The sequence below is a fragment of the Solidesulfovibrio sp. C21 genome, from assembly GCF_047785625.1.
Lineage (GTDB): Bacteria > Desulfobacterota > Desulfovibrionia > Desulfovibrionales > Desulfovibrionaceae > Solidesulfovibrio.
The window spans coordinates 51,468-59,448 of record NZ_JBLODY010000019.1 but is presented as its reverse complement, the minus strand read 5'-3'; the positions used below and the strand labels follow the sequence as shown (position 1 = coordinate 59,448).

General features: G+C 65.0%; 6 protein-coding genes. 2 read left to right on the top strand and 4 right to left on the bottom strand.

The genetic code is table 11. The annotated features are described in order from the left end of the window. Positions 1 to 190 precede the first annotated feature (190 nt). The 4 genes from aroA to ACMZ6R_RS08210 all read right to left on the bottom strand — a co-directional run bounded on the left by aroA (position 191) and on the right by ACMZ6R_RS08210 (position 4,511). The gene (aroA, locus tag ACMZ6R_RS08225; RefSeq protein ID WP_416110441.1) at positions 191 to 1,510 is read right to left on the bottom strand and encodes a 3-phosphoshikimate 1-carboxyvinyltransferase; all 1,320 of its coding nucleotides are present in this window, start codon (positions 1,508 to 1,510) and stop codon (positions 191 to 193) included. Positions 1,511 to 1,574: 64 nt separating this feature from the next. Further along, positions 1,575 to 2,735 (bottom strand): prephenate dehydratase, encoded by a 1,161-nt coding sequence (gene pheA, locus ACMZ6R_RS08220; RefSeq protein WP_416110440.1) that lies wholly within the window; start codon positions 2,733 to 2,735, stop codon positions 1,575 to 1,577. Position 2,736: 1 nt separating this feature from the next. Continuing rightward, positions 2,737 to 3,711, bottom strand: coding sequence for a 3-dehydroquinate synthase II family protein (locus ACMZ6R_RS08215; protein ID WP_416110439.1), 975 nt, complete (start codon positions 3,709 to 3,711; stop codon positions 2,737 to 2,739). Positions 3,712 to 3,713: 2 nt separating this feature from the next. Then, positions 3,714 to 4,511 (bottom strand): 2-amino-3,7-dideoxy-D-threo-hept-6-ulosonate synthase, encoded by a 798-nt coding sequence (locus ACMZ6R_RS08210; RefSeq protein WP_416110438.1) that lies wholly within the window; start codon positions 4,509 to 4,511, stop codon positions 3,714 to 3,716. 818 nt (positions 4,512 to 5,329) lie between these two features. Here ACMZ6R_RS08210 and aprB point away from each other — a divergent pair. Continuing rightward, positions 5,330 to 5,821, top strand: coding sequence for an adenylyl-sulfate reductase subunit beta (aprB, locus tag ACMZ6R_RS08205; protein ID WP_416110437.1), 492 nt, complete (start codon positions 5,330 to 5,332; stop codon positions 5,819 to 5,821). A gap of 51 nt (positions 5,822 to 5,872) precedes the next feature. Then, complete coding sequence (gene aprA, locus ACMZ6R_RS08200) at positions 5,873 to 7,864, top strand: adenylyl-sulfate reductase subunit alpha (RefSeq protein ID WP_416110436.1); 1,992 nt, start codon at positions 5,873 to 5,875, stop codon at positions 7,862 to 7,864. Positions 7,865 to 7,981 lie beyond the last annotated feature (117 nt).

Here is a 7,981-nt window from a genome sequence, read left to right as displayed (position 1 = left end):
ATTTTTCCTGACGCGCCTGCCGCGCAGCGGCGGCATCGTCAGGTAAAATTCCGCCACCATCTTCGGTCAGCCAGCCAAGCCTCCCGCCCGATCAGAGCCGGAAGGGGGGACCGGGGGGCCCGTGGCCTCCCGGCGGGTCCAGGGCAGCGCCCTGGCCGGGGTCTGGGGCGGAGCCCCAGCCTCTCGGCCGCTACGGCCGTACCGTGCGCCACTTCTCCCAGAACGCCGGGAACGACTTGGCCACGCAGGCGGGGTTGTCCAGGGCCACCTCGATGCCGGCCATTTCGAAGATGGCGGCGGACATGGCCAGCCTGTGGTCGCCGAAGGCGGAAAATTCGACGCGTTCCCCGGTGGGCAGCGGCCGGGGCTTGATGCGCATGCCGTCGGGGGTGGTGGTGACGACTGCGCCGGCCTGGGTGCAGTTTTCGGCCACGGCCTCGATGCGGTCGGACTCCTTGAGGCGCAGGTGGGCGACGTTCCGGATGGTCGTCTCCCCTTGGGCGAAGCAGGCGGCCGAGGCCACGGTCGGCACGAGGTCCGGGCAGCGGCCCATGTCCAGGTCCTGGCCGGTGAGGCTGCTCGGCAGCACGGTGATGCCGCCTGGGCCCTGGTCAATGCGCGCGCCCATGCGGGCGAGGATGTCGCAGATGGCGCGGTCGCCCTGGAGCGAGTCCGGGCGCAGGCCGGTGACGGTGACCGGGGCCTTGCCCACGGCGCCGGCGGCCAGGAAGTAGGACGCGCTCGACCAGTCGCCTTCCACGACATAGTCGCGGGGCTGGTAGAGGGCGGGGCGCATGGCGAAGCGCACCTGTCCGGGGATGACGTCGGCAAGCGTGCGCCAGTCGGTTTCGGCCCAGGCGTCGCCGTGGCGGACTTCCACGGCAAAGGGGACGCCGAAGTCGGCCAGGGTGGACAGGGTGATGGCGACGTAGGGCCAGGACACGGTTTTTTTGCCGGTGATTTCGATGGTGAGCGGCGCGGCGGCCAGGGGCGCGGCCAGAAGCAGGCCGGAAAGGTATTGGGAGCTGTCCTCCAGGCTGATGGAGGCGACGCCGCCGGAGAGGCCCTTGGTGGCCATGTGCAGGGGCGGGCAGCCGGACTTTTCGAGGTAGAGGATTTCGACGCCAAGCGGCAGCAGGGCGTATACCAGCTCACCGATGGGGCGGTCGTGCATGCGGCCCTCGCCGCGGATCTCGAAGACGCCCTGACCGGCGGCGGCCACGGCGGTGAGCAGGCGGCAGGTGGTGCCGGATTCGCCCACGTCGAGGATCTGCGGCTCGTCGTGTTCGACGTCGCCGCCCTGGGGGTGGCCGGCGGTGCCGGAGACGATGACCGAGCCGTCGGATTGGGGATGGAAGGCCGCGCCCATGGCGGCCATGCAGTCCCGGGTGCGGGTGATGTCCTGGCTGTCGAGCAGGCCGGCGACGCGGCTTGTGCCGGCGGCGAGGCTGGCGGCGATGACGGCCCGGTGCGAGACGGACTTGGAGGGCGGGGCGGCGACGGTTGGCATGTCGTATCCTTGTTCTTGGGGTTAAAGTGCGGGGGCGGGACGGCGGTTCCCACCCCCGTATACCTTAATCTCCGGTCGGTTCCAGATCGCCGTCGGCAAGATCCACCTGTCTGCCGACCGGGTAACAGCCGAGGATACGCAGGCTGAGCGTCTGTTCCATGAGTGTGGTCAGGAGTTTCCTGTATTCCTCCCGGGTGAGGTCGCACTGGAGATCGGCGAAAAAGACGTACTGCCATTTTTCGCCGCGAATGGGCCGTGATTCGAGCTTGGTCAGGTTGATGCCCTCGCCGGCCAGATGCGAGAGCACTTGGTAGAGCGATCCGGGCTTGTTGGGCACGGTGAAAAGGACCGAGGTCTTGTCGCGCGTCTGCTGTTTGGTGTCCTCGGGGCCGATGATGAAAAACCGCGTCCAGTTGTCCGGCAAGTCCTCGATAGGGCTGGCCAGGATGTGGAGTCCGTGCATGGCGGCGAGCCTGACGTGCCCGATGGAGGCGGCTGTCGGTTCGCCGGCCAGGCGCAGGGCGGCGGCCGCCGTGGAGTCGGTGGGGATGATCCGCGCCTTGGGCAGATGGGTCTTGAGCCAGGTGGCGCACTGGGCCAGGGGCTGGGGATGGGAATAGACGGTTTCGATCGCGCCGAGGTCGGTGGCCGTGGAGAGCAGGGCGTGGCTTATGCGGCAGGAGATTTCCGCCTGGATGAAGACCTCGTGGCGCTGGAAGTGGTCGAGGCTTTGGCCGACCGTGCCTTGCAGCGAGTTTTCCAGCGGCACGATGCCGAGGTCCGCCAGCCGGCTGGCGACCGCCGCGAACACGTCGCCGATGGTGGTCTGGGGCAGGAAGTCCGGGGAATGGCCCAGGGCGGCCATGGCCGCAAAGTGGGAGAAGGTGCCCTCGGGGCCGAGGTAGGCCACGCGCTCGGGGCGCTGGAGCCGGCGCGAGGAGGACAGTATTTCCCGGTAGATGGCGAGCAAATGGGGGACGGGCAGGGGACCGGGGTTTTTCGCGGCCAGCCGTTCCAGCACCTCCTGCTCGCGGAAGGGCTTGAACACGGCGCTTTGGCGGCCGGCCTTCCGGCGGCCGACCTCGAGGCTCAGGCCCGCGCGCTTGTTGAGCAGGGTGAGTATCTGCCCGTCCACGGCGTCGATGCCGTTTCGCAGTTCGAGCAGCGCCTCTTCCAGGGTCCCCGGGGCGTTTTGAGCGGCGTTTTTTGTCGTCTCCGGGGCCATCCTAACCTTCCTTGATGTCTTCGGCGATGCGCATGCCGAAATGGCGGCCGGCCACGTCGGTGCGCACGAGCACGGCGTCGCCTTCCTTTATGGTCACGACGCTGACGGGTTTGCCCTCGGGCGTCACCAGCCGGATGGTCTCGGCGTTTTGCAAAAACACCTTGCCTTCCCTGCCGTCCACTTCCGCCGTGATGAGCAGCATGGGCCGGATTTCGGTCTTGACCCGGCCGACCACCGCCGTCTTGGTGGCCCCGGTGTGGGAGACGACCAGCACTTCCGAGCCGGCGGCCAGCTCCTCCAGGTAGCGGGTCTTGTCCCCGGGCATCTGGCAGTAGGCGTGGACCGCGCCGGCATTGATGCGGAAAGGCCGCGCCGCCACGTAGGGGTTGGACTCGGTCTCGGCGTTGACCAGGAAGGTGAAGGCCGAGGAATTGCCGACGAGCATGCCTTCGCCTGTCTTAAGGATGCTGGTCGTGTCCACGCAGACCCGGTGTCCGAGGCCGGCGTGTTCGATCCTGGTGATGGTTGCCGGCGCGAGTTCCATGGTTCCCTGGGAAAGTTTCAGTTCGTTGACGATGGTCTTGAGATCGCACACGGCCTCGGGGGCGATGAGCAGCTTGTCCGCGCCGCGCTCCAGCACCCCGGCGGCGAGCCTGGCCCGGTCCAGGCTCTCGCACTCGAGCCCGAGCCCTTCGGTGCAGGCCAGGATGTTCTCCACCGGGATGATCTCCCAGCCTTTGGCCAGAAAGACCGGCCGGCAGGCTTTGAGCGCCTCGACGGCCGTGCCTTCGTCGTCCTTGCAGCCGATGGGGATCAGGTCCATCTCCTCGGGCGTCATGACCCTGGTGCGCCCGAGCGCCAGGATCTTTTCGGCGTCCGCCGCCTCGGCCACGAACCCGTCCACGCCGGATTCGAGGCCGAGGGTGACGAGCGTTTTGTCGAACGGAATGGCTTTGAGCCAGATTTCCTTGGTCATGACTAGTCCTTGAGCAGTTCGAGGGCCTGATCGACTTCCCAGTCGAGGTGCACGATGCCGTGCAGCGCCTGGACGATGCGGGCCGGCTGCTTGTGCTGGAAGATGTTGCGGCCGATGGAGAGCCCGGAGCCCCCGGCCTGGATGGAGTCGTGGGCCATCTGGAGCAGGTCGCGGTCGTTGTCCATCTTGGGGCCGCCGGCGATGACCACCGGGATGCAGCAGGCGTCGGTGACGCGGGAGAAGGTCTTGATGTCGCCGGTGTAGGGGACCTTGACCACGTCGGCGCCGAGCTCGGTGCCGACACGGGCGCAGTGGGCCACCACATCGGGGTCGTACTCGTTTGTCACCTTGGGGCCGCGGGCGTAGACCATGGCCAAAACCGGCATGCCCCATTCGGCGGCGCGGGAAGTGGCTTCGCCGAGGTGGCCGAGCATGTCGCGTTCGGTTTCGTCGCCGAGGTTGATGTGCAGCGACACGCCGTCGGCGCCGAGCTTGATGGCGTCCTCGACCGTGGCCACCAGGGCCTTGGCGTTGGGGAAGGGGGACAGCGAGGTGGAGGCGGACAGATGGATGATGAGCCCCACGTCGCGACCCCGGCCGCGATGGGAGCAGCGGGGCAGGCCCTTGTGCATGAGCACGGCGTTGGCCCCGCCCTCGGCCACCTGGTTGACGGCGTCGCGCATGTCGATGAGACCGGCGATGGGGCCGACGGTGACGCCGTGGTCCATGGGGACGATGATGGCGCGGTGCGTGTTGCGATTGAAGATGCGTTCGAGGCGGACGGCTTTACCCAACAGCATGATGGTCTCCTTGCGGTTTGGCCTTCCCGGGGAGGGGCAACGCCGGCGTCAGGAAACAAAAAGGGCCGCCGGCGTGATGCCCGCGGCCCTGGAGTGGCTCGTTGCGGTTTCGTTAGTTCGACCGCACCCCTCCCTGACCACAGGCGTGGCTAAACCAGAACCAAAAATAAAAACCGGTGGTGAAGTTGGTGAGGGATTGCATGGGCTAGAGAGCTACGCGGGGCCGCTTAAAGTTGTCAAGTATTTTTTAAGAAGGGATCGAGGGTCGGAAGCGGGCAACGTATTCTCTTTCGGGGGGAAAACGGAATCGTGTCTGAAAAGTAACAAGCGGCAAGGGGTTGGGCGGGTAGCCGGTGGAAACGGGGAAAAGGGCTTGCGAGGGGGCAGGCGTACTGATAGAAGGTGGGGAGCCTCCAGTCTTGGCGTTGCCGCATGTTTTCTTCCGGCTTACAGCCGCGAGGGCCTGTGTGTGCGGCGTCTGGAAGGTGGACGTGAAAAAAAGAACTTTCCTCTTGACGTGCCTTGCGGCGCTTGTTAAATCGTGCACAAGCTATCCGCTGGCAGGTCTAAAACGGTAGCGGTACCGGGGAATTGCCTACCTCGATAAGGTGGGCGGGGCATTTTTCGCCCCAAGGCCCCTGGCGACTTGTTCTCGGTGTCGGCACCAAGCGACGCCGGCGCGAGGGCAGGCCTGGATACGGCGGCGCGAAAGCGGCGCGGCCGGTCTGGCCCGCGGATGTCCTGTCGCGCAACGGCGTGTAGCTGTTAATGGATTTGGGCGCTGGGTGTACAACAACTAAACGTTTGGAGGACTAACTATGCCTACCTTTGTGGATCCGAGCAAGTGTGACGGATGCAAAGGCGGTGAGAAGACCGCGTGCATGTACATTTGCCCCAATGACCTGATGATCCTGGATCCTCAGGAAATGCGCGCCTTCAATCAGGAGCCGTCCGCTTGTTGGGAATGCTACTCCTGCGTGAAGATCTGCCCCCAGGGTGCAATCTCCGCTCGTCCGTACGCCGACTTCGCTCCCATGGGCGGCACCTCGATCCCCATGCGTTCGGCCGACTCCATCATGTGGACGGTGAAGTTCCGCAATGGCAACATCAAGCGGTTCAAGTTCCCCATCCGCACCACCCCTGAAGGTTCCATCAAGCCCTACGAGGGCAAGCCCGAAGGCGCCGACCTGAACAACGAGTTGCTGTTCACCGAGACCGCCCTGGCCGCCCCGAAGGAAGCCCTTGGCAAGAAGTTCGACGTCACCGGCATGGACACCGTGCAGTGCTGGCTCGACGGCTTCTGCCAATAGTCCGGAACCAACCTCGTTCGTTATCCATCCACCATACGGAGGAACCATATTATGCCGACGATTCCCGTGAAGGACGAGCCCAAAGGCGTTGCCCTCGCCGAGCCTGAACTGATTGAAAAAGACGTTGATATCCTGATGGTCGGCGGCGGCATGGGCTGCTGCGGCGCCGCCTTCGAAGCCTGCCGCTGGGCCGACAAGATTGGTGGCGTCAGCCTCATGCTGCTTGACAAGGCCGCCCTCGAGCGCTCCGGCGCCGTGGCCCAGGGCCTGTCCGCCATCAACACCTACATAGGTGAGAACGACCCCGACGACTACGTCAAGATGGTCCGCACCGACCTGATGGGCCTCGTGCGCGAAGACCTGATCTTCGACGTCGGCCGTCACGTCGACGATTCCGTCCACCTGTTCGAAGAGTGGGGCCTGCCCTGCTGGACCAAGGACGAAAGCGGTCACAACCTGGACGGCGCCCAGTCCAAGGCCAAGGGCGTCTCCCTGCGCACCGGCGCCAAGCCCGTCCGCTCCGGCCGCTGGCAGATCATGATCAACGGCGAGTCCTACAAGTGCATCGTGGCCGAGGCTGCCAAAAACGCCCTGGGCCAGGATCGCTACATGGAGCGCATCTTCGTCGTGAAGCTGCTCCTGGACGCCAAGGAGCCCAACCGCATCGCCGGTGCGGTTGGCTTCTCCACCCGCGAAAACAAAGTCTATGTCTTCAAGGCCAACGCCATCCTGGTGGCCTGCGGCGGCGCGGTCAACGTGTACCGTCCCCGCTCCACCGGTGAAGGCATGGGTCGCGCCTGGTACCCGGTTTGGAACGCTGGTTCCACCTACACCATGTGCGCCCAGGTCGGCGCCGAGATGACCATGATGGAAAACCGGTTCGTCCCCGCCCGTTTCAAGGACGGTTACGGCCCGGTCGGCGCCTGGTTCCTGCTCTTCAAGGCCAAGGCCACCAACGCCAAGGGCGAGGACTACTGCGCGACCAACAAGGCCATGCTGAAGCCCTACGAGGATCGCGGCTACGCCAAGGGCAACATCATCCCGACCTGCCTGCGTAACCACATGATGCTCCGTGAAATGCGCGAAGGTCGCGGTCCGATCTACATGGACACCAAGACCGCCCTGCAGAACACCTTCGCCAACCTGAACGCCGAGCAGCAGAAGCACCTCGAGGCCGAAGCCTGGGAAGACTTCCTCGACATGTGCGTCGGCCAGGCCAACCTGTGGGCCTGTCAGGACATCGAGCCCGAGAAAAAGGGTTCCGAGATCATGCCGACCGAGCCGTACCTGCTCGGTTCCCACTCCGGCTGCTGCGGCATCTGGGTCTCCGGCCCGGACGAAGCCTGGGTGCCGGACGAGTACAAGATCAAAGCCGACAACGGCAAGGTCTACAACCGCATGACCTCGGTCAACGGTCTGTTCACCTGCGCTGACGGCGTTGGCGCTTCCGGCCACAAGTTCTCCTCGGGCTCCCACGCCGAGGGCCGCATCGTCGGCAAGCAGCTTGTGCGTTGGGTCGTCGACCACAAGGGCTTCAAGCCCACCCTGAACGAAAAGGGTGCCGATCTCGCCAAAGAGATCTACCAGCCCTGGGAGACCTTCAAGGCCGGCGTCGGCGCTTCCACCGACCCGATCGTCAACCCCAACTACATCAGCCCGCATAACTTCATGATGCGTCTGGTCAAGTGCACGGACGAGTACGGCGGAGGTTGCATGACCATGTACACCACCTCCAAGTCCCTGCTCAACACCGGCTTCCAGCTGCTGCAGTACCTCGAAGAGGACAGCAAGAAGCTGGCCGCCCGCGACCTGCACGAGCTGATGCGTTGCTGGGAGCAGTACCACCGCCTGTGGACCGTTCGCCTGCACATGACCCACATCATGTTCCGCGAAGAGACCCGTTACCCGGGCTTCTACTACCGCGGCGACTTCCTGGGCCTGGACGACAGCAAATGGAAGTGCTTCGTCAACTCCAAGTACGATCCGGCCACCAAGGAGACCAAGGTCTTCAAGAAGGCCTACTATCAGATCATTCCCGCGTAGGAATGACCAGAGCGGCCGCGGGTTCCATGCCCGCGGCCGCTTTTTAACGGTCTTACCCGGGCGGATGGACCGTACTCAAGCGCCTGCGGCGGGGCGGTCTATCCTCGTGGATCAGGC